The 20,541-nt window shown below is 65.8% G+C and carries 21 protein-coding genes; 3 read left to right on the top strand and 18 right to left on the bottom strand.

Annotated elements, in window-relative coordinates; all coding sequences use genetic code 11:
* Window positions 1-2 precede the first annotated feature (2 nt).
* The 7 genes from dacB to CKO11_RS02635 form a co-directional block, all read right to left on the bottom strand.
* Window positions 3-1,439 carry a D-alanyl-D-alanine carboxypeptidase/D-alanyl-D-alanine-endopeptidase gene (dacB, locus tag CKO11_RS02665; protein ID WP_223632575.1) on the bottom strand — a complete coding sequence of 479 codons (1,437 nt, stop codon included), beginning with the start codon at window positions 1,437-1,439 and terminating at the stop codon, window positions 3-5.
* Between the two features lie 38 nt (window positions 1,440-1,477).
* Window positions 1,478-2,095 carry a nicotinate-nucleotide adenylyltransferase gene (locus CKO11_RS02660; RefSeq protein ID WP_223632573.1) on the bottom strand — a complete coding sequence of 206 codons (618 nt, stop codon included), beginning with the start codon at window positions 2,093-2,095 and terminating at the stop codon, window positions 1,478-1,480.
* A gap of 135 nt (window positions 2,096-2,230) precedes the next feature.
* Window positions 2,231-3,241 carry a GGDEF domain-containing protein gene (locus tag CKO11_RS02655; protein ID WP_223632571.1) on the bottom strand — a complete coding sequence of 337 codons (1,011 nt, stop codon included), beginning with the start codon at window positions 3,239-3,241 and terminating at the stop codon, window positions 2,231-2,233.
* A 38-nt stretch (window positions 3,242-3,279) separates the two neighbouring features.
* Complete coding sequence (locus CKO11_RS02650) at window positions 3,280-3,882, bottom strand: heme NO-binding domain-containing protein (RefSeq protein WP_223632569.1); 603 nt, start codon at window positions 3,880-3,882, stop codon at window positions 3,280-3,282.
* 107 nt (window positions 3,883-3,989) lie between these two features.
* Window positions 3,990-5,762, bottom strand: coding sequence for a DUF4153 domain-containing protein (locus tag CKO11_RS02645; protein WP_223632568.1), 1,773 nt, complete (start codon window positions 5,760-5,762; stop codon window positions 3,990-3,992).
* A 65-nt stretch (window positions 5,763-5,827) separates the two neighbouring features.
* Window positions 5,828-6,559, bottom strand: a complete 732-nt coding sequence (locus CKO11_RS02640) for an HAD family hydrolase (protein ID WP_223632566.1) — start codon at window positions 6,557-6,559, stop codon at window positions 5,828-5,830.
* Window positions 6,556-6,840, bottom strand: coding sequence for a DUF3572 domain-containing protein (locus tag CKO11_RS02635; RefSeq protein WP_223632563.1), 285 nt, complete (start codon window positions 6,838-6,840; stop codon window positions 6,556-6,558). The genes CKO11_RS02640 and CKO11_RS02635 overlap by 4 nt, the downstream gene beginning before the upstream one ends.
* An 87-nt stretch (window positions 6,841-6,927) precedes the next feature.
* On the opposite strand from CKO11_RS02635, the gene CKO11_RS02630 reads away from it, so the two are divergent.
* Complete coding sequence (locus CKO11_RS02630; RefSeq protein WP_223632561.1) at window positions 6,928-8,328, top strand: diguanylate cyclase; 1,401 nt, start codon at window positions 6,928-6,930, stop codon at window positions 8,326-8,328.
* Between the two features lie 100 nt (window positions 8,329-8,428).
* Here CKO11_RS02630 and CKO11_RS02625 read toward each other — a convergent pair whose 3' ends face one another.
* The 4 genes from CKO11_RS02625 to CKO11_RS02610 form a co-directional block, all read right to left on the bottom strand.
* The gene (locus tag CKO11_RS02625) at window positions 8,429-8,992 is read right to left on the bottom strand and encodes a periplasmic heavy metal sensor (RefSeq protein ID WP_223632560.1); all 564 of its coding nucleotides are present in this window, start codon (window positions 8,990-8,992) and stop codon (window positions 8,429-8,431) included.
* A 9-nt stretch (window positions 8,993-9,001) separates the two neighbouring features.
* Window positions 9,002-9,439, bottom strand: a complete 438-nt coding sequence (locus tag CKO11_RS02620) for a hypothetical protein (protein ID WP_223632559.1) — start codon at window positions 9,437-9,439, stop codon at window positions 9,002-9,004.
* Window positions 9,426-10,010 carry an RNA polymerase sigma factor gene (locus CKO11_RS02615; RefSeq protein WP_223632557.1) on the bottom strand — a complete coding sequence of 195 codons (585 nt, stop codon included), beginning with the start codon at window positions 10,008-10,010 and terminating at the stop codon, window positions 9,426-9,428. The genes CKO11_RS02620 and CKO11_RS02615 overlap by 14 nt, the downstream gene beginning before the upstream one ends.
* Window positions 10,011-10,092: 82 nt before the next feature.
* Window positions 10,093-10,710, bottom strand: coding sequence for an EF-hand domain-containing protein (locus tag CKO11_RS02610; RefSeq protein WP_223632555.1), 618 nt, complete (start codon window positions 10,708-10,710; stop codon window positions 10,093-10,095).
* Window positions 10,711-10,871: 161 nt separating this feature from the next.
* Here CKO11_RS02610 and CKO11_RS02605 point away from each other — a divergent pair, with 161 nt between their 5' ends.
* Window positions 10,872-11,549, top strand: coding sequence for an NUDIX hydrolase (locus CKO11_RS02605; protein WP_223632553.1), 678 nt, complete (start codon window positions 10,872-10,874; stop codon window positions 11,547-11,549).
* 4 nt (window positions 11,550-11,553) lie between these two features.
* Here CKO11_RS02605 and CKO11_RS02600 read toward each other — a convergent pair whose 3' ends face one another.
* From CKO11_RS02600 to putA, 7 genes are all read right to left on the bottom strand, one after another.
* Complete coding sequence (locus CKO11_RS02600; protein WP_223632551.1) at window positions 11,554-12,060, bottom strand: lipocalin; 507 nt, start codon at window positions 12,058-12,060, stop codon at window positions 11,554-11,556.
* Entirely contained in the window at window positions 12,048-12,395 is a 348-nt protein-coding gene (locus CKO11_RS02595) for a hypothetical protein (protein ID WP_223632549.1), read from the bottom strand. Before CKO11_RS02595 ends, CKO11_RS02600 begins: the two co-directional genes overlap by 13 nt.
* Window positions 12,373-13,419, bottom strand: coding sequence for an aldo/keto reductase (locus tag CKO11_RS02590; protein WP_223632545.1), 1,047 nt, complete (start codon window positions 13,417-13,419; stop codon window positions 12,373-12,375). The genes CKO11_RS02595 and CKO11_RS02590 overlap by 23 nt, the downstream gene beginning before the upstream one ends.
* Before the next feature lie 60 nt (window positions 13,420-13,479).
* Window positions 13,480-14,130: an aminotransferase class IV family protein gene (locus CKO11_RS02585; RefSeq protein WP_223632543.1), complete on the bottom strand. Its 651-nt coding sequence runs from the start codon at window positions 14,128-14,130 to the stop codon at window positions 13,480-13,482.
* Window positions 14,070-15,203 carry an aminodeoxychorismate synthase component I gene (locus CKO11_RS02580; protein WP_223632542.1) on the bottom strand — a complete coding sequence of 378 codons (1,134 nt, stop codon included), beginning with the start codon at window positions 15,201-15,203 and terminating at the stop codon, window positions 14,070-14,072. The genes CKO11_RS02585 and CKO11_RS02580 overlap by 61 nt, the downstream gene beginning before the upstream one ends.
* A 57-nt stretch (window positions 15,204-15,260) precedes the next feature.
* A complete protein-coding gene (locus CKO11_RS02575) occupies window positions 15,261-16,409 on the bottom strand; it encodes a CaiB/BaiF CoA transferase family protein (protein WP_223632540.1) in 1,149 nt (382 codons plus the stop codon).
* A 128-nt stretch (window positions 16,410-16,537) separates the two neighbouring features.
* The gene (putA, locus tag CKO11_RS02570) at window positions 16,538-19,888 is read right to left on the bottom strand and encodes a bifunctional proline dehydrogenase/L-glutamate gamma-semialdehyde dehydrogenase PutA (RefSeq protein WP_223632538.1); all 3,351 of its coding nucleotides are present in this window, start codon (window positions 19,886-19,888) and stop codon (window positions 16,538-16,540) included.
* Between the two features lie 137 nt (window positions 19,889-20,025).
* Here putA and CKO11_RS02565 point away from each other — a divergent pair, with 137 nt between their 5' ends.
* Entirely contained in the window at window positions 20,026-20,490 is a 465-nt protein-coding gene (locus CKO11_RS02565) for an Lrp/AsnC family transcriptional regulator (RefSeq protein ID WP_223632536.1), read from the top strand.
* Window positions 20,491-20,541 lie beyond the last annotated feature (51 nt).

Here is a 20,541-nt window from a genome sequence, read left to right as displayed (position 1 = left end):
GCTCAGCCGTAAAGCGCGGCCCAGCGCTCCAACAAGCGGCTTTGCAGCACTTTGGAGCGGCGCACCCAAGCCGCCGATCCATCGCTGCCCGCGCGCTGGCGCCGGGCCAGATCGCCGGTGAAAATGGCAAAGGTCAGTTCGGTGCCATCGGGCGCGGTCATATAGCCCGCCAGCGTGGACACGAAATTGAGCGTGCCGGTCTTGGCATCCACGGCAAAAGCCTGACTTTGTCGTTTGCGGCCATTATCATCGCGCAGGGCGAAGGGTTTCATCAGCCCGCGCAAGCCCACGCGCGGCCCCAAAAGCGTGACCGCGCGCACCATCTCCAGCGTCGAGATGCGGTCACTCGCGCCCAGCCCCGAATGATCGACAAAGCGCGATCGCCCGCCGCCCAAGCGCTGTGACAGCCATTGGCTCATCGCCGCGCCCGAGGCCCCGCGCGCCGCATTTGCCCCCCGCGCGACCGTGGCAGTCATCCCCACCGCCTCGGCGGTGATATTGGTCGAATAGCGCATCATATCGCGCAAGATACGCGGCAGTTCCGCCGATTGATGCGCAGCCAGCACCTGCGCGCCATTGGGCAAGCGGCGCAACGGCTCTGGGCTGGGCAGCGGGCAGCCCTGCGCACGCGCCAAGGTCTGAAACACATCGCCCGCATAGGCATCGGGTTGGCGCACCGGAAGCCACAAGCTGCCCCGGCTGTTCAGCGCCCCGGTCGCGACCGACCAATGTTCCTTGCCCCCAGACTGGCTGTAGCGAAAAGCGGGCGATTTGCGCGGTGCCAAGGACGCGTCAATCGTATAGGCCTTGGGGCGATGTGTGGCGGCGCGCGCATCAAAGGCCAGACTGTAGCCGCCCGAGCCGCGCCGCCACTCGAAATGCACCCGGTTGTAATTCAGGATCAGCCCGGAAATGGCGGGGTTATAGCCCACATGCACCGGCTGATCGTCCGAGATTTCGGCGGCATAGGGCAGTGCGCCGCCCCATGTGTAGAATTTTCCGGTGATGCCTTGCACCCCAGCGCGCACCAATGCCGCCGCCAGATCGGCCAAGCCATCGGTATCCAGCGTCGGATCACCGCCCCCGGCCAAGATCAGATCACCTTGCAGCGCGCCGCCCGCCACCGGCCCGGTGCCCAGCAGCCGGGTGGTAAAGCGATACGCGGACCCCAACGTTTCCAGTGCATAAAGCGTGGTGATCGTTTTCGCCGTGGAAGCCGGGGCCATCGCCGTATTAGCATTATGGGCTTCCAGCACCAGCCCGCTGCGCGCATCGGCCACCACATAGGCGACATCGCCGCCCAGTTGCGCCGCAGCGATCAATTCCTTGCCCGAAAGCGGACGCAGCGCCAAGGCCTCGCCCCGCACCAGCCCCGGAACCGCAAGGCCCGCGCCAAGCCCCAAAGCACCGCCCAGAATGCTCCGCCGCGTCAGCTTCATGCCCGGCGCCCCTTCCCTTGCCCAGTCTCAGCCTTGTCTCAGCCTTGCTGATGCCGCGCGCGCCAGCCGCCCCCCGCCCGGATCGCCGAGGAAGACAGGTCCGACATTGGCATCTGCACGAAACACCATGCCGGACGTGGCGCGAAAGGCAAGAGCCGCGCCTGTTCGGCATCCAGCCGGGCGCTGGCATAGATCCGCGCCGCGCGCGCCTGCCCCGCCACCATCCGGTGCCCGGGCCGGGCCAATACGCCCACCGGCACCCGCGCGAGGATGCTGCGCCAGTCCTCCCACCGGTCGAATTGCGCCAGATTGTCGGCCCCCATCAGCCAGACAAAGCGCACACCGGGGTAAAGCGCGGTCAGTTTTGCCAGCGTCTGCGCGGTGTAACGGGTGCCCAGTTGCGCTTCGAGCCCGGTGACCACCACCTTGGGATCGGTCATCACCCGGCGCGCGCGCTCAATCCGGTTTGCCAGCGGCGCGGGGCCGCGCGGTTTGAGCGGGTTGCCCGGGCTCACCAGCCACCAGACCCGGTCCAGCCCGAAACGGCGCAAGGCCTCGCGGGTGATATGGGCATGGCCTTCATGGGCCGGATCGAAAGACCCGCCCAAAAGGCCGATCCGCTGGCCCGGCATTGCAACTGGAAACCCCTGTTTCATGCCTTTGCCCTATCCGATCGCGGCGCGGCGCGCCACTGGCATGTAACATGGGGGTGACGCGCCCCAAAACAGGCGCGCGTATTGGCCGAGGTTGCGCAAGGGCCGCGCGGCGCCCCAACGCTCAAACGGTGGAGGCTAGGGGCTGGCGATGGTGCAGCGCCCGCGCCCCGCATGTTTGGAGGCATAAAGCGCCGAATCGGCGACGGCACGCAGCCGGTTGGCATCCAGCCCGCCGGTTTCCGCCGCAAAACCGTCATTGGCGATCACCGCACCGATGGAGGCCGAGACATGACATTCCGCGCCCTCGAACGGGATCGGTGCTTGCAGCCGGTCGATCAACCTTTCGCACAACCCTCTGACCCGCTCGACCGAGACCGGACCGCGCAAGATAATCATGAATTCATCGCCGCCGACCCGGGCCACCAGATCGCTGCGCCGCGTTTCCTCTGACAGCCGTTGGGCGGCGGCGGCCAAAACCGCATCCCCCGCCGCATGGCCACGGGTGTCATTGACCTGTTTGAAGAAATCAAGATCAAGATGCAGCAGCGCAAAACTGCGCCCGCCGCGCGACCAAACCTTTAGCGCGCGATCAAGCGCCGCATCAAAGGCGCGCCGGTTGGCAAGCCCGGTCAGCGGATCGCTCAGCGCTTCGCTTTCGGCTTCGCGCCGCGCCTCTTCGAGCCGCCGGGTTAGCGCCTGCAATTCCCCCAAAACGGCCGATTTCGCTTCGGCCAGAAAAAGCAGTTCAATCGCAAGATCGGTGGCGGCAAAATCCGCCTCGGTCAGGCCAAAGAACCGCACCGCTTCGGACAGATGAATCCCGAAAGACAGGTTCACCAGCATATCGCTGCCCGGGTCCCCCTCGGCGCCGGGCAATTCAATCGCCGTGCCGCGCAGGTTGAAAGCAGGATGGTCCGCCAGCCCCAGCCCCAAGCGGCGCCCGCTGCAGCCCAAGGCTTCGGGGTATCCCCCCTGACCGCGCGCGCGGCGCAAGGTGAAATGCTGCACGAATGCGGCGCCAATCGCGTCGGCCCCGATGATTTTCGCCAGCGTCGGCCCCATCGCGCGAATCCGGCCGCGGCAATCCAGCCACAGAAACATCGGCATCAGCCGACCAAGCAGATCGGGCGTCAAGCTCAAGGACATCGGGGCCGCCCCGGGACCAATACCGCGATCCACCATGGTCATACGGCGACCCTCCCCGCTTCGGGCAAGGCAAGGTCGAACCGGCGCCCCTCGGCATGGGCCATATCCAGCAACGTGACGGTCAAGCGTTCCTCTCCGGCGGGCAAATCGCGGTCGGTGACCGGCTCGATCAAGACCAGCGCGCCGTAATCATCGGCCATCGCGCGCATCAACCCCGCCATCACCGCGCCCCAGCCGCGTATGCCCCCGGTCACGATCAAGGTGAAATGGCCCTGCGCCTCGGATTGCAAGGTGAGTTCGGGCAAGCCCAGATCGGGCAGCGCCATCATGCCACGGCCCTGCAGGTCATCCAGAGAAAGCAAGAATTCCCAATAATCGGCCCCGCCGAAACGCAACAGCCGCCGCATCGGCTCGGTCATCGCCAGCCAAGCGCCGATATCTTCCAGCAATGCTTCGCGCGAAACATCCAGCACGGCCTCTGCCGCGCCCAAAAGCGTGTCAGTCATGCGCTCTTCATAGGGCAGCATCGCTTCGAACCCTTCGGGGCCGATTCCGATACGCTCCGCCACCTCACGCCAGACGTGCTGGCCGTGATGGTTGCTGAGAAAAGCCTGGACTGATTTGTTGACAACGCCGAGCATAGATCCTCCACGCGCTCAAATTAGAGCGGTGGACCTTAAAAAAGCCCGAACGATTTGGAATGTTTCTCATTTGCGGGGCGCAACCTTGGCCGTTTTTTTGCATGCGCCTAGGGCAGGACGGTGATCTGCCAATCGCCCGCCTGCAAAGCCTGCAAATCAACCGGCACCGGCGCCATCGAGCCCGCCAGCAAACCGGCGATCAAATCGGCCCCCTGCGGCACCCGATCAGCGCCCAGAATCAGCGGGCGCAGGCCGGTTTCCCATTCGTTCGGGCCACGCAAGAAAATGCGCGGCTCGCCCCATTCGCGCGCGCGCAAAAACACCGCCTCGGGCCCCGGGCGCGCCGGTGTCAAATCTGCCAGAACCAAGGCGCAGGGCGGCGCGCCCGGCTCGGGTGGGCCTGCCTCGGCGCGGCCTGCCTCGGGAGGGCTCGCCTCGGGGGGCACATCACATTCGGCACGCTCTCGCGCGGTGAGCGCCGACAAGAAGGCCGCTTCTAATCCTTGCGGCAGTTCTGCGCCGTCGGGCCAAATGGCAAGCCCAGCGGGCAGCGCCAGCCCCTCTGGCTCAAGCGGCGGCAGGGTGCGCCCAAAGCTCCAGCGATTGGGGGCGGCATCCAACTGCGCCAACCGCCGCGCCAAAAGCGGGGCCGTTTCCGCCCGAAGACGCAATTCGGCCAGCGCCGCCGCCCCCGGACGCCCCCAATCATGCGCCATTTCCCAAACCGGCAGTTGCGCCACCGTCGCGCGATCCTTGTCAAACCGGGCCAATTGCGCGCGCGCCGCCAGCGCCTCGGGCGAGATCAGCGGCGTTAGCCACAGACCCGCAAGCCCGATCATCACAAAGGCCATCGCCACATTGGCTTGGCGCAGTTTCTCCATCCAGCGCCGCCCGGATAGCAGCGCCCCCAGATAGCCCAGCCCATAGCCCGCCACGATCCCGGCCAGCGCGAAGGCCGCCACCCGGTCGGGCGTCCAGCCGTATTGGCGCACCCGCAAGGCAAGCGCCCAGATCGCCAGCCCGGCCAGCACCGGCAAGGCCAGCGCAAGCCCGCGCGCCGACCACGCCAAAATGGGCGCATGGGTTTCCTCGATCTCGTCTTGATCGACCACGACCGACACCAGCCCGATCGCCGCCAAGGCCGTGGCCAGCAAGGCCGAAGCCGCCGAAAGGTCCCCGAAAAGATGCCCCAAGCCGCGCAGCGGCAACGCCACGACAAAAATCACCACGACCACCAGAACCAGCGGTGTCAGCAGCCGCAACAGGCGCAACAGCAGATAGGGCGAGACCATATCGGGCATTTCCGCCACCACCGAAAAGCCAAGCCCCAGCGTCGCGCCCACAATCAGCCAAAGCGCAAGATCCGCGCGCAGCAAATCGCTCAGCAGATGCACGCCAACAAGGTCAAGAAGCGCCCCCATCAGCCACAGCACGACGCAGACCACCCCAACGAACACCCAAGCCGCAAGGTAGCGCACGACGATATTCCAGCTTTCGATGAAAAGGACGCGGTAATCGGTCAGACCTTTGCGCCCCTCCAGCCCCACAGCCATGGCAAAAGGCACGGGCAAGCTTGCCACAACGGTCAGCGCCACCAAGGCATGACCGCTGCTAAACATCTGATCGGCATCTGTGAACGAAAGCCCCTCCAAAAGCGCCAGCCCGCCCACCGGCACGGCGATCGCCGCCGCGAAGGCCAGCGCCCGGCGCGTGCCCAGATCGGCCAGCATCGCGAAGGCACCAAAAAAGAAGCTTGCCGCAACAACGACCGTGGGCAAAAAGGCCCATGAGCCCTGAAACGCCAAGGGCGCATCGAACAGGCCCCAAAAGGCAAGCCCGCCCAGAAGACCGATCAAGATGAAGGTGAGGCGCTGCGTCATCGGCTGTGTCCTTGTTTTGGCGCAGGCTAGCGCCCGCGCATAGGTTTGACCAGCACGCGCGCGGCTTAGCCCCGCGCGCCGCGCTGCCCCGCCGCGATCCACGGGGCAAGCCCGTCGATCGTGTCCAAAACGATATCGGCCGCCTCTTGCAGCACCGCACGCGGGGCTGGGCCGGTCAGCACCCCGACCGCCTGCATCCCCGCCGCCCGCGCCGCCGTAAGGTCATGCAGACTGTCGCCCACCATCGCGACTTGCGCCGGCGCCACGCCCACATGCGCGGCAAAGGCCAAAAGCGGGCCGGGCTCTGGCTTGGCGCCGAAACCGCTGTCATAGCCCGCGATAAACTCAAAGAAACCCTCGGCCTTTTCACGAGAAAGTTGCAGCCGGGCCGACGCCTCGCTGTCATTGGTGCACACGCCCAGCCGCAACCCCGCCGCGCGCAGCCCGCCCAAACAGCGCGCCAGATCGACTGCGGGCACCTGTGGCGCCAGCGCCGCCTCGGCTTCCAGTTCCGCAACCAGATCCGCCGCCTCACGCCCCGGCAGATGCGGCAACATCAGCGCCGCCGCCTCTGCGACCGTGCCAGCAATCACCTTGGAATGGCGGTGGAAGCGGCGCGCCTCAAGATCATAGCCCAGCGCCTCGGCCAAGGGCACGGTGCGCGCAGCCTCCCCCTTGGCCAGCCGCATCAAAAGCCCCTGCGCCCAAGCCCCCCAAGTTGCATCGAAATCGAAAAGCGTGCCATCTTTGTCAAAAAGCACCGCAGCAATCGGGGGGTTTGGCCCGGTTCTGCTCATGTCCAATGCGCCCCCCCGTGCCCTTCCAGAACCGCCGCGGCGGTCACCAGATCCTCGGGCGGCACGGCCAGCGCCTGCGCGCAGGCCCGCACCCAATCATCGTCGCGCATCACATGGGCAAGGGCGGCGCGCTGCATCGCGGGCTGCTGCGCCTCGGCGCGCACCTGTGCCGCATCGGCCCCGCTGATCGCCAAAAAGGCCTGCCAGACCGTATCTTCGCCGGCCATCCAGCCCAAAGCGCGAATCGCTAAAATTTGTGCCGAATTTTGTTCCAATGCCACTCGCCCCCACGTTGTGAAAGAATTTGTTAACCCTTCTCAATGCATGATAAGGTTCTGGTAGGGAAGGTGAAAGGAGCAGTAAGGTTCATGGCAGGAAAAGTCCTGATCGTGGACGATGTCGCAACGAACCGAATCGTGCTGAAAGTGAAGCTTTCAGGGGCGCGATATGAAACGGTTCAGGCCGGCACCGGGGCACAGGCCCTGCGCTTGGTGGCGCAGGAATGCCCGGACCTTGTTTTGCTCGATGTGCAACTCCCCGACATGAGCGGGATCGAGGTTTGTCGCCGCCTGAAGGCCGATCCGGCCACCGCGCATCTGCCCGTGATCGTCGTCACCGCGTTTCCCTCGCCGGAAACCCGGCTCGAAGCGCTGCGCTGCGGGGCCGATGATTTCATCCTCAAACCGTTTGAGGAATTGACGCTTTTGGCGCGGCTGCGCTCGTTGATGCGGATGCGCGAAACCGATGAAGAGTTGCGCCTGCGCGAAAACACCTGCCACGAGCTTGGCTTTGCCGAACCCGCCGCGCCGCCGGTTGCACCGCCTGCGCGGATCGGGCTTGTCGCGCCTGATCGCGAAACCTGCGTTGCGTGGAAAAACGCGATGTTGCGGTTTTTGCCCAATGATTTCCTACGCGTGCTGGATTACCAGACCGCGCTTTCGGCGGCAGCGGAAGACCCGCCGCCCGATGCCTATGTGATCGCTGCCGATTTGGCCCGCCCCGGCGAGGGGTTGCGGCTGATGTCGGAACTGCGCTCGCGCGCGGGCTCGCGTCATGCGGTGATCTGCATCGGCGTGCGCGAAGCGGCACGCGAAACCTCGGCGGTGGCGCTGGATCTGGGGGCCTCTGATCTGACCCCGGTGCGGCTGGCCGACCCCGCCTTTGCCGAAGAGGCCGCGCTGCGTCTGACCGCGCATATCGCGCGCAAACGCCGCCACGACCGGCAGCGCGAGCGTGTGGCCGACGGGCTGAGGCTGGCGCTCGTCGATCCGCTGACCGGGCTTTATAACCGCCGCTATGCAATGCCCCATGTCGCGCGGCTGGCGGAACGCTCGCGGCTGTCGGGGCGCAATTTCGCGGTGATGGTGCTTGATCTCGACCGGTTCAAGATGGTCAACGACACGTATGGCCATGGCGCGGGCGATGCCGTCTTGGTCGAAGTGGCGCGCAGGCTCAGCGCGAACCTGCGCCAAGTCGATCTGGTCGCGCGCGTGGGCGGCGAAGAATTTCTGGTCGCCATGCCCGAATGCACGCTGGAAGGCGCGCGTATCGTGGCCGAGCGTTTGTGCCGCGTGATGGAAGAACGCCCGTTTGAACTGCCCGATGGCACAACGATTGCGCTCACGGTTTCAATCGGGCTGGCTTTGGGCGGAGGTCCGGCGGCCACCACCACGATCGATCAAGTCATTCATCAGGCCGATCACGCGCTTATGGGTTCCAAGGCCGAAGGGCGCAACCAAGTGAAAATCTATCAGCTTGGCGCCGCCTGACCCGCCTGGCGCCGCATGCCCCCGCACCCTAACGTAAAAAACCCGGCCATGGCCGGGTTTTGTTTTTTGCGGGGACCGGGCGCCGAACCGGGGAGCGCGCTTATTCGCCGCGCCGCCGGTCCCGATGCTCATCCAGCCGGCGCTGGAATCGTTCCACCCCGCGCCGCATCCGATCCGCAAATGCCGCGCGTTCGGCATCGCTCATCGCTGCGATCCGCGCCAGCATCACCTGTTCGCCCATCTCGATGCGCTCCAACGTGCGGGTGCGCATTTCCGTCAGCACCGCATGCAGCGCGGCCTCATCATAGGGCTGGGCGCGCAAAGCCGCATCGAGCCGGGCAAAATCGGATTGCATCTGCGCGCGCAAGGCGCCCAGATCACGCCCCTGCCCCTCGGCCGCGCTGCGCATCTCGATCCGATCTTCGCGGGTGAATGCCCCCCCAAGGGGGCCAAAGCTCAACGCATCGGGCCGGTCACGGTCCCGGTCCAACACGCGCGGCGGCGGCTCGCCCCGCAAATGGCCAATCGTGCCGCCCACCACGACCCCGATCACAAGGAAATTCAGCACCAAAGACAGGATGAAAACCAGCTTCACCCAGCCCCGCAGCCGCCCCGGTGCCTCGGCCCCGCCGGGGGCGGGCGTCTTCGTCGTCTCGTTGCTCATGCCAGCCCCTTATTGCGTCATGGCGAGCGCCAGAATATCGGCGTCGTTGAGGTAAGTTCCATCTTCAGCGCTGGCGGTGCTGACCACCGTGGCAAGCCCCACCGATTGCATCAGCGTCGGCGCTTGGGCGAGCCCGATCCACAGACCGGCCACCGTGGCCGTCGCCATGCCACCAGCCATCCCGCCCAGCGCGCCCCAGCCCCCCAAGGCGGCTGCCAGCGTGCCCCCCAGACTGCGCTTTTGCGCAGCCTGTCGGCGCGCGGCAAGGGCGGCCAGCGCGGCGGCCTCGGCCTCTTGGCGTTCGGTCACGATCACCTCGGCCTGCAGCGCCATCTGGGTCAAAAGGGCGGGCGTGGGCTCGGGCGCAGCGTCGCGCGCCGCCGTAAAAAAGGCCTCTAGCCCTTCGAAATCCCGCTCGTTGTCGTTGTGCATCTTATCCATGCCCATAGCCCAATTCCTCCCGCCGTCCCGCCAAAAGCGCGGCCAGCGTCCGCTTGCCCCGTGCCGTCAGGCTTTCCACCGCCTCGACCCCGACCTCCATCGCCTCGGCGATTTCGGGGTTCGACAGCCCTTCCAGATGGCGTAACACCACCGCCTGCCGCTGCCGGGCAGGCAATTGCGCCAGCGCCATTTCCAGCGCCGCTGCCCGGTCATTCTCGATCAGCCCCTCTAGCGCCGAGGCCGCGCCATCGGCGATTTCGGGCGCTTCATCCAGCCCCACACCGCGCCGCCGCCGCAAACGATCGGTCGCCAGATTGGTGGTGACGCGATAGATCCAGGTCGAAACCTTGGCCTCGCCGGTGCGCCATTCGGGCGCAATCTTCCACAGCCGCAGCATCGCCTCTTGCGCCAGATCCTCGGCCTCGGTCCGATCACCCAGCATCCGAAAGGCCACGCGATAGGCCACCGGCCCCAGCCGCGCCACCAGCGCACGCGCCGCCGCCCCGTCGCCATTGCCGTAAAGCACCAGCAGGGCCTCGTCGGTCAGCTCGTTTTGCGCGTCGAATGCCATATCCATCGTCCTATTGGCCTAGCGCGGATCGTGCCGTGTCGCAATGCGCGGGCGCAGCCCTGCGGAGGAAGCCGCGCCCGCATCGGGCTTATTGCCCGAAATTGAACCAGCGGCGGTCATCGTGGTCGCGATCCCCGCGCCAGTCACGCCGGTCATCGCCACGCCGATCGAAGCGATCTTTCATCCGCGCTTCGGCCATGCGCAGTTCCTCGGTGCTGATGGCCCCGTCGTCATCGCGGTCAAGCCGGTCAAAGATGCGGGTCGGCAAGGGCGGGCTGGCCATTTCCGCCGCCGACAACTTGCCATCGCCATCGCTGTCTTGCGCGGCGATCCGGTCTTTCACCCGGGCGGCAAGGCGGTCTTCGATCTGCACCATCTCGGCGGCCACCAGTTCCTCGGCGCTTAAAAGCCCGTCGCCATCGGTGTCCATCGATTTGGCGGTGGCGGCACGTTTCGCCTCGATCTCGGCCATCGTCACCTTGCCATCGCCATCACTGTCAAAGCTTTTTAGATCAAAGCGCGGGAACGGCCCGGCCACCATATCCATCGGGCCGGGGCCCGGCTTGGGGGGCGCGGGCGGCGCCGCTTGCGCGACATCGGCCCCCGGGGCCGGCGGCGGGGCATCTTGCGCCATCACCGGCAACGCGCCCATCGCCACGCTGGTCGCCAGCACCGCGATCATCGTTTTCTTCAGCGCCATTTTCATCATTCGTCTCCTGTTCGCGCACGGCTCTTTTGCCGTCTGATGCAGGTCAAACGGCCCTGCCGCGCGCTTCCGTCGCGGCTCACGCAGCCGTGACGCGGTGTTTTGCTTTGTGCGCGCCCCGCCCGCGGCTAGGCTGGGCCACCCAACCGATGCGAGGCCCCATGATCCTTGACAAATCCGCCCTGCGCGATGCCGCCACTTTGGTGGTTTTGCGCCGTGATCTGCCCAGCGGCCCGGCTGTCTTGATGGGGATGCGCGGCGCGCAGGCTGCGTTCATGCCCTCGAAATACGTGTTTCCGGGCGGCGCGGTGGATGCGGGCGATGCCAAAATCGCGCTGGCCGCGCCGCTGCCTGCGCCTTGCGCGCAAAGGCTTGCGCAAGAGGCCCCGCCCGGGCTTGGCCCCGCCCTTGCCGTGGCCGCGATCCGCGAATTGTGGGAAGAAACCGGGCAAATCCTTGGCACGCCGGGCGCGTGGACGGGGCCCGTGCCCGAAGATTGGGCCGGTTTTGCCGCGACCGGGCACCGCCCCTGCGCAGCGGGGCTGCGGTTTTGCTTTCGCGCGATCACGCCGCCGGGGCGGCCAAGGCGCTTTGATGCGCGGTTCTTTTTGGTCGAGGCGGAAAAACTCGCCTCTGACCCCGATGATTTCAGCGGCGCCTGCGACGAGCTAAGCCATTTGCACTGGGTGCCGCTTCCCGAGGCGCGCGCGCTCAACCTGCCCTTCATCACCGAGGTGGTTCTGGCCGAGGTGCAGGCGCAATTGACCAGCGGTCCGCCCGACACGATCCCGTTTTTCGACAATCGCGGGCCGGGCGCGACTTTTGCCCGTTTGGGCTAAGGGCTCATGGGCCGATGCGGCGAAGATCATAGCCGTTGAAATCCAGCACTTCGCGCGCCGCCGCGATCAGATCGTCCCGGCCCATGCCGGGGCGCGCCAAAATCACCCCCCACGCCCCCGAAGGCGTGCCGAGCGCCGCGACGCGATAATCTTGATCGACCCAAAGCACGAAGATCGGCGCGCGCCCATAACCCTGCGTGGGCTCCAGACGCCCGCCCGGGCCGGTCAGCGTCGCGCGGCCCGCCAGCACTGCGGGCACCGCCCCCGTGCAATCGATCCCCGAAAGGGAGAAACCACCCTTCGGCTGGGCTTGCCAGTGTTGCTTTGCGCCCGCGCAGCCCGGCGTGGCCGATTGTGCCACCACCCAATCGCCCGCGAAACGCGCCGGATCAAACAGCGCGGCAGAGGAAATCATCGCCCCCGGCGCCCGCAGGCTTTGCTCCGGCGCCTTTGGCGCGGCACAACCCGCAAGCGTTGCAACCAGCGCCAGCGCGCCCGCTACTCGATACATTCGGTGACCCTAATGCCGGTTTCCGAGAAAACCTCGTTGCAGCCCAAAAGCGGCTTGGCGGGCGCGCAGGTCATCGACCGCGCCAGACAGGCCCCCTCGCAATCGCCACTGGCGCGGCAAGATTGGCCGCCATCCTTGGTGCGCCGAACACAAAATTGCGCCGCGCCAAGGCTGGCCCATTGGCCGCCATCGGCTTCACACAGCGCCTTGTCGCGCGCGACCGCCGCCGCGCCCACGGGCGGCAGCTCGGGCGGCGCATCGCCGCCCGGCTTGCAGGCGGCGACCAGCACCGCCACCGCAATAAGGGCCAGTTTAAAACGGCATCGGATGGGCATGATGCACCCGGTCAATCTCGGCCAGCAGCGTCTTGTCGAGCGCCATCCCCGCCGCATCCAGCGACTTTTCAAGCTGCGCCAGCGAGGTCGCCCCGATGATCGGCACGATCGGGAAGGGGCGGCCCAGCGTCCAAGCAACCGCCATCGTCACCGGATCAAGCCCCGCGTCGCGGGCCAGCCCCACATAAAGATCGGCCACCTCAAAGGCGCGCGGGTTGGACCGCCCGCCCAGATCGCGCACAATCGACCGGCGCGAGCCTTCGGGCACCGCGCCGCCGGAATATTTACCGCTCAGCATCCCCACGGCGAGCGGCGAATACGCCAGAAGCGTCACCCCTTCATGCACGCCCAATTCGGCCAGATCGGTGTCGTAAAGCCGATACATCAGCGAATATTCGTTTTGAATCGTGGCGACGCGCGGCCCATGCCCGGCTTCGGCCAAACGGATAAATTCCATCGTGCCCCAAGCGCTGTCATTCGACAGCCCGAAATGGCCGATCTTGCCCTCGCCGCGCAGGCTGGCCAGCGTTTCCAGACAGGCGATCATATTGTCTTCGATCTCGGCCTTGCCGGGCTGTTTGGAGGGATCGAACTTCCAGTTTTGGCGGAAGTGATAACCGCCCCGGTTCGGCCAGTGGAATTGATAAAGATCGATATGTTCTGTTTGCAGCCGCTTGAGCGAACCTTCCACCGCCACCCGGATCGAGGCGGGGGTGATCGGCCCGCCATCGCGCACCGCCTTCATGCCGTTGCCCGCGATCTTGGAGGCCAGCACCACATCCTTGCGCCGCCCGGTCTTGGCAAACCATGTGCCGATGATTTCCTCGGTCCGGCCCACGGTTTCGGCACTGATCGGGTTGACCGGATATACCTCGGCGGTGTCGATAAAATTCACGCCGCGATCCAAGGCGCAATCGATCTGCGCATGGCCCTCGGCCTCGGTGTTCTGGGTGCCCCAGGTCATCGAGCCAAGGCAAATCTCGCTCACCATCACGCCGGTCCGGCCCAGTTCCACTTTCCGCATGTTCTTCCTTTCCGTTAGCGCGCAAACCGTGCCACAGTCGGGCGCGGTTTGAAATGCCCCTCAGACGACCAAGGCGGGCAGCAGGCCGCGCAAGGCATTGCCCATGTAAATGCGCCCATCCATGATGTCATCCCATGTCAGCCGCGCTTCACGCGCGCGGCCCGTGCGCAGCAAATCCGCCCGCAGCACACCGGGCAACGCGCCCGCAGAAACCGGCGGTGTTAAGAGCGCATTGTCTTGCCACAAAAACAGGTTGGTGATCGTGCCCTCGACGATGTCATCCCGTTCATTGAGAAACACCAATTCATCCAGCCCCTTTGGCAGATCGGCGCGGGCGCGGTCATAGAGCCCGCGTTCGCTGGATTTGATGCGCCGGAACGGATCATCTGAGGCCACACGTTCGCGCGCCAGCCCCACGCGCCACATCGGCTTGGGCGCGGGCAAGGGCGCTTGCGTCAGATCGGCCGATCCATCCAGCCCGACGGTAAGCCGCAACCGCAGCGGCTCCGCCCCCGTCACCGCATCGATCATTTGCTCGACCCGCCACATGTCACAGTTGATCCCCAGCGCCGCGCAGCCTTCGGCCAGCCGCGCCATATGCCCCAAAAGCAGCGCCACGCCCTGCCCCGGCTCCCACCGCATGGTTTCGATCAGGTGCAATCCGGCAGGGGCGCGCGCACGAAGGCTGCCTTGCTCAATGCTTCCGCCCATTCTGCCGCCCCTTCGCTATCATGCACCACGCCGCCCCCCACATTGAGCGTGGCCACCCCATCGCGCAAGCACAGCGTGCGAATGGCGACGTTGAATTCCATCGCCCCATCGGGGGCGATCCAGCCGATCCCGCCGCAATAGGCGCCGCGCGGCGCGGTTTCCAATTCGTGGATGATCTGCATCGCACGGATTTTCGGGGCCCCGGTGACCGAGCCGCAAGGGAAAAGGGCCGCACAGATGGCCCGGAAATCCACCCCGTCGCGCAGGCGTGCGATGACGGTCGAGGTCATCTGATGCACGGTCCGATAGCTTTCAATGTCATAAAGCGCGGGCACCCTGACCGACCCGATTTCGGAAATCCGGCTCAGATCGTTGCGCAAAAGATCGACGATCATCAGGTTTTCCGCCCGGTTCTTTTCCGACCCGTGCAACCATGCGGCGGCGGCTTCGTCGGCCAATGGGTCGGCGCCGCGCGGCACCGTGCCCTTCATCGGGCGCACCGTGGCTTGGCGCGCCGCATCGATGGCAAAGAACAACTCGGGCGAGCGCGACAGCAGCGCGAAATCCCCCGCCTCGACCAGCACGCCATGCCCCACCGGCTGCACCGCTTTCAGCCGCGCGTAAAGCGCGCGCGGATCGGCGCTGCAGGGCGCGGTTTGCGGGAAGGTCAGGTTGATCTGATAGGTGTCGCCCGCCGCGATATAGGCCTGCACCCGATCAAAAGCGGCCAAATACTCCGCTTGCGAAATCGCCGGGGTAAACTGCGGCGCCGCGACACTGGGCGAAACCGGGGCTTTGGGGGGCGCGGGCGCGTCATAGACGCCAAACAGCATCAGGGGCAGATCGCGCGTTTCGGGCACCAGCGGGGCAAGTTTGGGCGAGAACAGATAGCCCAATTCGTAGCTAAGCATCCCGGCCAGCCATTTGCCCGCCGCCTGCGCGGCGGCGATTTCGGCAAAGGCACGGTCTACATCGGCGGGGCTATCGGCGCGGATCACCGAAACCGGCCGCGTCAGGTGCAGCCCCGTGCCCTCTGGGCCCCGGTCAAACTCGAATGTCAGGCTGTTGTCCACATGATCCCCGCGCGTCTCGCGCCGTGATATGCGGCGCGGGGGCGCGATGGCAACGCCTCAACCGACGGAAAAATGCCATTCCCCGTCACCCAGCGCGGGGCTTGCCTTATCGAGTGCCAGATCAGACCGGGAAAAGGCAATCGGCGTGCGCAGACCCGCGATCCCTTCGGGCGCGATGCGCAGCCCGCGGGCCACCACCTGCGGCTCGGCCAAAGCTTCGGCCACGTTATTGATGGGCCCGCCGGGCACGCCCGCAGCTTCCAGCGCGGCGATCAGATCGGCTTTCGGGCGGTTGGCGGTGGCTTCGGCGATGCGGGCGCACAGGGGCGCGCGCTGCGCCACCCGGCCCGCATTGGACACATAATCGGGGCTTAGCGCCAGATCGGGCAGGTTCAGCACATCGCACAGCGCCAAAAATTGCCGATCATTGCCGCAAGCGATGATCAGATGCCCATCCGCCGCCGGGAAAACCTGATAGGGCACGATATTGGGATGGGCATTGCCCAAGCGATGCGGCACCTGCCCGCCCAGCAGATGGTTCATCGCCTGATTGGCCAGCACCCCCACCCCGCAATCGAGCAAGCTCATGTCGACCTGCTGTCCCAGGCCCGAGCGCGCGCGCTCGGCCAAAGCGGCCTGCACCCCGATCACGCCATACAGCCCGGTAAAGACATCGATCCAGGCGACGGCGACCTTTTGCGGCTCGCCGCCGGGGTCGCCGGTCAAATCCATAATCCCGCACATGCCTTGGATCAGGAAATCATAGCCCGGCTGCGCGGCGCGCGGCCCGGTTTGCCCAAAGCCGGTGACCGAAACATAGATCAGCCCCGGGTTGCTGGCCGACAGGCTTTCGTAATCGAGACCGAACTTTTTCAACCCACCGTGTTTGAAATTCTCGATCACCACATCGGCCTCGGCGATCAGCTTTTTCAGCCGAGTCAAATCATCGATGTTGGAAAAGTCACAGGTGACCGAGGTTTTCCCCCGGTTTGCCGCATGAAAATAGGCAGCCACGGTTTCATAAGTGCCATCGGGGCGAAGGCGTTCGATGAAGGGCGGGCCCCAGCGGCGGGTGTCGTCGCCCTCGGGCGATTCCACTTTTACAACTTCGGCCCCCAGATCAGCGAGGGTCTGGCCGATCCATGGCCCGGCCAGAATCCGGGCCAGTTCGACCACTTTCACCCCCTTCAGCGGTGCCTCTGTCATGCCTCTTCCTCCCACGCGCGGCCTGAGGCTTTGCTACCGCGACCGGGGACCAAAATCGACCGAGGATTGCACCGCGACCCATGTGTTTTGGGCATTGATGCGCAGCGATAGGCCGGGATCGGTGGGGATCAGCTGGCCAAAAGCGCGGCATTGCCCCCCGCGGCAGTGGTATCGACGCAAAGATGCCGTTCATGCAGCACATGGGCGGCATCGGGCTGCGCGGTGATCAGCGGCACAAGCGGCCCCTCGCGCCGGGCAAGGGCTTGCGCCAAGGCCCGCCCCTGCGCCGCATCGCCCCACCACAGCACCGCCGAAATCTGCGGCATCTGGGCCAACGTGGCCGCACTGGGCAGGGTATCGGGCTGCACGGCCTGACCGCCCAAGCGCGCCACGGCGGCCGCTTGCGCGGCCATCGCCGCCTTCCCGGGGCCAAGGCACAAAACCGGGGCGCGCGGATGCAGGCTAAGCCGGTTCAATTCCCCCGTCGGGCCGGGCATCACCTGCACATCTGGCGGCGCAGTCGGCCCCTTGCCCCTCGCCTGCGGGTCGAGGGGCGCAAAGAACCGGCCCAGATAAAGCGGCCCGCCCGCTTTTGGCCCGGTGCCAGAAAGCCCTTCACCGCCAAAGGGTTGGCTGCCCACCACCGCGCCGATCTGGTTGCGGTTGACATAGATATTGCCCGCCTGCACCTGCGCGGCGATCTTTTCGACCCGGCCATCAATGCGCGAATGCAGCCCGAAGGTCAGCCCGTAACCGCGCGCATTGATATCGGCAATCACCTGCGGCAGGTCTTCGGCGGCATAGGTTGCCAAATGCAGCACGGGGCCGAAAATCTCGCGCTCCAGATCGTTGATCCCGGTCACTTTGATCAGGGTCGGGGCGATGAAATGGCCGCCCGACGGGGCCGCCACCTGATGCAGCACCGCCCCTTTATGCGCGGCGATCCAATCTGCAATTTCCGCCTGTGCGGCGGTGTCGATCACCGGGCCGATATCGGTCGAAATCGTCCAAGGGTCCCCCAAGGTCAGTTGATCCATTGCGCCTTTGAGCATGTCTGTCAGGCGCGGGGTGATATCTTCTTGCACATAAAGGCAACGCAGCGCCGAACAGCGCTGCCCCGCCGAGCGGAAGGCCGACAGAACGATATCGCGCACCGCCTGTTCGGGCAGCGCCGTGCTGTCCACCACCATCGCATTCAGCCCGCCTGTTTCGGCAATCAGCGGCGTGCCGGGGGCCATGTGATCGGCCATGGTGCGCGCAATCACCCGCGCGGTTTCGGTCGAGCCGGTGAACACCACCCCTGCCACGCGCGGATCGCGGGTCAGCGCGGCGCCGACCGTCGCGCCCTCACCGGGCAACAGTTGCAGCGCGGCGCGCGGCACCCCCGCGCGGTGCAACAGCCGCACCGCCATTGCCGCGACCAGCGGGGTTTGCTCGGCGGGTTTGGCCAGCACCGCATTGCCCGCCATCAGCGCCGCCGCGATTTGCCCGGTGAAGATCGCCAGCGGAAAGTTCCACGGGCTGATCGCCACGACACGGCCGCGCGGGGCGCGGGTTTCGCCTTCGCCCGCGCTGGCATAATAGCGCAGAAAATCCACCGCTTCGCGCAATTCGGCCACCGCATCGGGCAGAGCCTTGCCCGCCTCGCGCGCCAAGGCCGCGAAAAGCGGACCGTGGTTTTCTTCATAAAGATCGGCGGCGCGGCGCAGTACCGCGGCACGCGTCGCGGCGGGCGCATCCCACACCTGCGCAGCGTCCAGCGCGGCAGAAACGGTGTGTGTATCGGCCTCTGTCACCTGCGCCACCGCTGCGCCGGTGGCCGGGTTGGTCACCACACGCTGCGGGCCGCTGGCGGGCCCCGCGATCAGCGGCGCGGCATCGGGCACCGTGCCTGCGCGGGCCGCATCCAGCGCCGCCAACACGGCGGGATCGCTGAGGTCAAAGCCTTGCGAATTGGCGCGTGCGCCGAACAGATCTTGTGGCGCGACAAGCCCGCGCGGCGGTTCTGCCTTGGGCAACCGTGCAAAGGGGCAGGCCGCAATCACCGCAGGCGGCACCGCCGGATCGGTGATTTGATGCACGAAAGAGGCATTGGCCCCGTTTTCCAAAAGGCGGCGCACCAGATAGGCCAGCAGGTCGCGATGCGCGCCCACGGGCGCATAAATCCGGCACCGCCCGCCCGTCTCGGCCAGCACCATATCATGCAATTGCGCGCCCATCCCATGCAGGCGCTGAAACTCGAAGGGCCGCCCCTGTGCCAATTCCAGCACCGCCGCGACGCTATGCGCATTATGCGTTGCAAATTGCGGGAACAACCGATCTGACAGGGCAAAAAGCTTCGATGCCAAGCAGATATAGGCCACATCCGTTCCCACTTTGGTGGTGAACAGCGGAAAGCCCGGATGGCCTTCGACTTGGGCGCGTTTCATTTCCGCATCCCAATAAGCGCCCTTCACCAGCCGGATATTGAGCTGCCGATCATGGCGGCGCGCGGCTTCATAAAGCGCATCGATGGCCGCGCCCGCACGCTTGCCATAGGCCTGCACCACCGCGCCAAAACCCGCCCAGCCGGCGGTGGCGGGATCGGCCATCACCGCCTCCATCACCTTAAGCGACAGCGCGAGCCGGTCTTGTTCCTCGGCATCGATATGCAGCGCGATCCCGGCCGCGGCTGCTTGCCGCGCCAGCCCCTGCACCACCGGCACAAGTTCGGCCATCACACGCGCCTCTTGCGCCACCTCATAGCGTGGATGCAGCGCCGACAGCTTGATCGAAATGCCCGGTTTGTCGTGGACCGAGCCCCCCTTGGCCGCCTTGCCAATCGCCGTGATCGCCTGCGCGTAAGAGGCCCGGTAGCGCGCGGCATCAGCGGCGGTCAGCGCCGCCTCGCCCAACATGTCATAGCTGAGCGTATAGCCCTGCGCCTCGCGCGTGCGGGCGCGATCAAGCGCCTTTTCAATGGTTTCGCCCAAAACAAACTGGCGGCCCATTTCGCGCATCGCTTGGCCGACAGCGACACGGATCACCGGCTCGCCGAGCCGCCGCACCAGCCCGCGCAAAGTGCCCGCCACACCTTCGGAGGGTTCCAGCACCCGCCCCGTCAGCATCAGCGCCCAAGTGGAGGCATTGACCAAAGGCGAGGCCGCCGTGCCCAAATGGTGCGACCAATCCGAGGCCGCGATCTTGTCTTCGATCAGCGCATCAATCGTATCGGCATCGGGCACGCGCAAAAGCGCCTCGGCCAGGCACATCAGCGCCACGCCTTCGTCACTGGACAGCGAATACTGCGCAAGCACCTGTTCCATCAACCCCGGTCGCCCCGCCGCACGCAAGCGGGTGACCAGATCAGTGGCCCGCGCCACGGTCGCGGCGCGCTGCCCCGCGTCGGGGCCCCAATCCGCGATCAACCGCGCCAACACCTGATCTTCGGGGGCGAATTTGGCTTCGGGGCCAAGCGGGGACAGGACGGGGTGGATCATCGGGCGCGCACTCCTTGGGTGATTTGGCCTTGGGTGTTTGGGCAGTTCTCCAAGTTTAGACAATATTCTCTGGACGATGCGCCCATTCATGGACAGTATCGAAGGCGATTAGACCATTTATCGCCTTGGATTCAGATATGACCGACCAGATCGATTCGACCGACCGTAAGATCCTGAACGCGCTGGTGGACAATGCACGCATCGCCATTACCGAATTAGGCCGCAAGGTCGGGCTGTCAAAAACCCCGGTCGCGGCCCGGATCAAGGCGATGGAAGACATGGGGCTGATCACCGGATATCGCGCGATCCTGTCGCCGCTCAAAATGGGGCTGAGCCATGTCACCTTTGTCGAAGTGCGCCTGACCGACACGCGCGAAAAGGCCTTGGCGCAATTTAACGCGGCGGTGCGCGCGATCCCGGAAGTGGAAGAATGTTACATGATCGCGGGGGGCTTCGATTATCTGCTAAAAGTCCGCGCGCGCGACATGGCCGAATACCGCCGCATCATGGGCGAGGCGCTGTCCACCCTGCCGCATGTGGCTGCGACATCGAGTTACGTTGCGATGGAAGCCGTGGTCGAACAAAACGCGCCCATTCTCTGACACGGCCAAGCTCAACCTGCCCATGACCTAACCAATTGGTCAGGGGCGGTC

Origin of the sequence: Rhodobacter sp. TJ_12 (assembly GCF_020023995.1) — a bacterium.
GTDB lineage: Bacteria > Pseudomonadota > Alphaproteobacteria > Rhodobacterales > Rhodobacteraceae > Rhodobacter.
This window is presented reverse-complemented; position numbering and strand designations above follow the sequence as displayed.

What these genes read in the sequence shown, in the direction of transcription:
- dacB (WP_223632575.1), bottom strand. Translation starts at nt 1,439, where the DNA reads ATGAAGCTGACGCGGCGGAGCATTCTGGGCGGTGCTTTGGGGCTTGGC.
- CKO11_RS02660 (WP_223632573.1), bottom strand. Translation starts at nt 2,095, where the DNA reads ATGAAACAGGGGTTTCCAGTTGCAATGCCGGGCCAGCGGATCGGCCTT.
- CKO11_RS02655 (WP_223632571.1), bottom strand. Translation starts at nt 3,241, where the DNA reads ATGTCCTTGAGCTTGACGCCCGATCTGCTTGGTCGGCTGATGCCGATG.
- CKO11_RS02650 (WP_223632569.1), bottom strand. Translation starts at nt 3,882, where the DNA reads ATGCTCGGCGTTGTCAACAAATCAGTCCAGGCTTTTCTCAGCAACCAT.
- CKO11_RS02645 (WP_223632568.1), bottom strand. Translation starts at nt 5,762, where the DNA reads ATGACGCAGCGCCTCACCTTCATCTTGATCGGTCTTCTGGGCGGGCTT.
- CKO11_RS02640 (WP_223632566.1), bottom strand. Translation starts at nt 6,559, where the DNA reads ATGAGCAGAACCGGGCCAAACCCCCCGATTGCTGCGGTGCTTTTTGAC.
- CKO11_RS02630 (WP_223632561.1), top strand. Translation starts at nt 6,928, where the DNA reads ATGGCAGGAAAAGTCCTGATCGTGGACGATGTCGCAACGAACCGAATC.
- CKO11_RS02625 (WP_223632560.1), bottom strand. Translation starts at nt 8,992, where the DNA reads ATGAGCAACGAGACGACGAAGACGCCCGCCCCCGGCGGGGCCGAGGCA.
- CKO11_RS02620 (WP_223632559.1), bottom strand. Translation starts at nt 9,439, where the DNA reads ATGGGCATGGATAAGATGCACAACGACAACGAGCGGGATTTCGAAGGG.
- CKO11_RS02615 (WP_223632557.1), bottom strand. Translation starts at nt 10,010, where the DNA reads ATGGATATGGCATTCGACGCGCAAAACGAGCTGACCGACGAGGCCCTG.
- CKO11_RS02610 (WP_223632555.1), bottom strand. Translation starts at nt 10,710, where the DNA reads ATGAAAATGGCGCTGAAGAAAACGATGATCGCGGTGCTGGCGACCAGC.
- CKO11_RS02605 (WP_223632553.1), top strand. Translation starts at nt 10,872, where the DNA reads ATGATCCTTGACAAATCCGCCCTGCGCGATGCCGCCACTTTGGTGGTT.
- CKO11_RS02600 (WP_223632551.1), bottom strand. Translation starts at nt 12,060, where the DNA reads ATGTATCGAGTAGCGGGCGCGCTGGCGCTGGTTGCAACGCTTGCGGGT.
- CKO11_RS02595 (WP_223632549.1), bottom strand. Translation starts at nt 12,395, where the DNA reads ATGCCCATCCGATGCCGTTTTAAACTGGCCCTTATTGCGGTGGCGGTG.
- CKO11_RS02590 (WP_223632545.1), bottom strand. Translation starts at nt 13,419, where the DNA reads ATGCGGAAAGTGGAACTGGGCCGGACCGGCGTGATGGTGAGCGAGATT.
- CKO11_RS02585 (WP_223632543.1), bottom strand. Translation starts at nt 14,130, where the DNA reads ATGGGCGGAAGCATTGAGCAAGGCAGCCTTCGTGCGCGCGCCCCTGCC.
- CKO11_RS02575 (WP_223632540.1), bottom strand. Translation starts at nt 16,409, where the DNA reads ATGACAGAGGCACCGCTGAAGGGGGTGAAAGTGGTCGAACTGGCCCGG.
- putA (WP_223632538.1), bottom strand. Translation starts at nt 19,888, where the DNA reads ATGATCCACCCCGTCCTGTCCCCGCTTGGCCCCGAAGCCAAATTCGCC.
- CKO11_RS02565 (WP_223632536.1), top strand. Translation starts at nt 20,026, where the DNA reads ATGACCGACCAGATCGATTCGACCGACCGTAAGATCCTGAACGCGCTG.